This is a genomic window from Mycobacterium kyorinense, from assembly GCF_002101735.1.
Taxonomy (GTDB): Bacteria; Actinomycetota; Actinomycetes; order Mycobacteriales; family Mycobacteriaceae; genus Mycobacterium; species Mycobacterium kyorinense.
The window spans coordinates 1-2336 of record NZ_LQPE01000065.1 but is presented as its reverse complement, the minus strand read 5'-3'; the positions used below and the strand labels follow the sequence as shown (position 1 = coordinate 2336).

Below are 2336 nucleotides of genomic sequence, written 5' to 3'. Positions count from 1 at the left end.
CGTGTCTTCGCCCGCATCGCTCAACGCTTACTCGCACTGGCCGCCGTGATCTGGCACAACTGGAAAATCAACACCCCCACCAAACGATCACTGATCGCCTACGACCACTGACCGGGATAGGAATCACTCATCTAGATCACGGCGCAACTACTCACCAATTCGTTATCGAAGCAGGCCCAGCAGAGGTTGAGTTTCACACTGGCGCCGTATTGTGGCGGCTCGACTCCACCGTTGTCGCCGAAATCATCGAGCTGTTGACCGAGATGCATGATAACCCCGGCGGGGGCCACCACTACGTGGATCTCTCCAAGCCCGCCGGGCTCGTCCTCTCGCTAAACGAATTCAGAACGTCAGATCGCCGCGGCGGCGTGCCTGCCCTTATCGGTCAGGGCAAGCCAGAACACCCAAGTCCACGCCGTCTCGTCGTCGAACTGGTCGATATAGGCATTGGAGATCCGTTTGATGGACTCCTCTAGCGGGATGTCCCAGGCGGCGAAACTTCCATTGGGACCGCTAAGGTCACCCACCGTGAATAGCCCATCGGTTACCAATGAGCGGATGGTGTCGAGGGTCTCGGTCTTTACCTGCTCGACGGTGAAACCCGGGTGATTCTTCTGGACGTGGTAGTGAACTTGATACAGATGCACCCAGTCGCCGAGACCGCCCAGAAGGAGTTCCTCACGGGTCTTTTCTCGCGCGGTAGTTATGCTCTCGCCTTTATGTAGGTCGCGCATCAGGCTGTTCTCCCGTCTTCTGACCGACGTTACGGAACAAATCGGACTCCTATTCCACTTCTCCGACGGGTGTATGTATGCCGCCAATTCCTAGTCCGGGGATCCCGGCGCCTCCCCCGCCGCCGATACCGCTTCCCCCACCGCTAACTCTGGGCGGTGCAACGGGTGGTGGTGGCTCAACGGGTGCTGGCCTGACCGGCGGCGGCTCAACGGGCGCCGGCTCGGCCCGCGGCGCAGCGGGAGGGGGCGCAGGTTCTCCCGCGGCCGGCGGCGCCGCCTCGACGGGCGCACGGACGCTGGGTATTTGAGGCGCAGCCCCTTCAGCCGCATTGATGTGCACCTTCTCATAGGCTCCGTTTGGCCCTGGATATTTGATGTCGAGGGCCGGCAGTTTTGTCGAGTCGGCCGCGGCGCGCATCCCGATGCGCGTCCCGTCGGGCAGCATGTACGCGGTTCCTGGCTGCGGCCCATACGGATCGGGAATCTGCGTCCCGTGCTGCGATGCCCATTTGTATAAGTTCTCAAGCTGCTGCTGAGTCTGCACCAGTTTGATATCCGGACTTGTCCCCCGGGGCAGATCCTTGGTGACCCCTTGGATATCGGCGGCGCTTGGGCCGGCTGGCGCGTTCGGTTGGTCGGGGCCTTGTTTCCAGGTGTGGTCGACGAGTTGAACTCCGTTGTGGCGGTTGGTTGTTGGGCTGCCGCGGGTGTAGAGAGGGGCTTCGGTGAAGCGCAGGCTGCCGAATCCGGCGGTGGCGGCGGCCAGCTTTGTGGTGGTGTCTTTGTCGATGGCTACCATGCTGGCGGCCTGGGCGCGCAGCTCGGCGGTGAGTGCGGTGGCGGCGGCTTGTAGCCGCATGGCCTGCTCGAGTGGCCGGCCGGGCGTGTAGGCCGACATCGAGAGGCCTTCGCTGACCTCAAACCCGGCCGCGTGGCCCTCCTCGACCACGCTCAGCGCGGCGGCCCGGGCCAAAAGCATGTTTTCTGCGCCGAGTTGGGCGATCTTGGCTGCATCGCGGCGCTGCTCGGCCAAACCTACCGCCGTTGCCCGGTCGGAGTCGGTGCGCGCATAGGCCGCGTCGAAGGCCTGCCCCTGCCAGCACACGGTGCCCATCAGCTCGTGGGCATCGGTGAAGCAGCGTTCGATCAGGTCGGCCTCGGCGGTAAAGTCGGCGGCCAGGCCGGTCAGATGATCCACCGTGGTCGTCTGGATCTGCGACAGACTCGGCAGCAGATCAGACACCCCTAGATGAGTAATTCCTAACCGCGGCGGCGGGTGAGTTGCGGCGGGTTGTTGATGCGTACCGCTGTTGGTTGTCTGTGCGGCGTGGCGGCTTGTGACTGATGTGGTTGGAGGGCATCGATGGACGTTTGTGACGACGAACCTCGATGCCCTCCTGACCGAACTGTATGTGACGATCGATGATCATGTCATCGGACCGGACCGACGGCGAGTCGGTCGACCGAAGAGACTCACCGATGCCGAGCTGGTGTGCCTGGCCGTGGCGCAGGTACTGCTCGGTGCTCGCAGCGAACACCATTGGCTGCGTATGTGTTTGGGCCGGCTGCGCCATCTGTTTCCGTATTTGCCCAAGCAGCCGG

The 2336-nt window shown here is 63.0% G+C and carries 2 protein-coding genes and 2 pseudogenes; 2 read left to right on the top strand and 2 right to left on the bottom strand.

The window, feature by feature from the left end; genetic code table 11:
* Positions 1-111 (top strand): annotated as a pseudogene (locus AWC14_RS28115) (IS982 family transposase); the annotation flags it as partial.
* A 239-nt stretch (positions 112-350) separates the two neighbouring features.
* Here AWC14_RS28115 and AWC14_RS09115 read toward each other — a convergent pair.
* Positions 351-734, bottom strand: a complete 384-nt coding sequence (locus AWC14_RS09115; RefSeq protein WP_045385928.1) for a hypothetical protein — start codon at positions 732-734, stop codon at positions 351-353.
* 49 nt (positions 735-783) lie between these two features.
* A complete protein-coding gene (locus AWC14_RS09110) occupies positions 784-1977 on the bottom strand; it encodes a hypothetical protein (protein WP_045385925.1) in 1194 nt (397 codons plus the stop codon).
* Between the two features lie 130 nt (positions 1978-2107).
* On the opposite strand from AWC14_RS09110, the pseudogene AWC14_RS09105 reads away from it, so the two are divergent.
* Positions 2108-2336, top strand: a pseudogene (locus AWC14_RS09105) (IS982 family transposase); the annotation flags it as partial.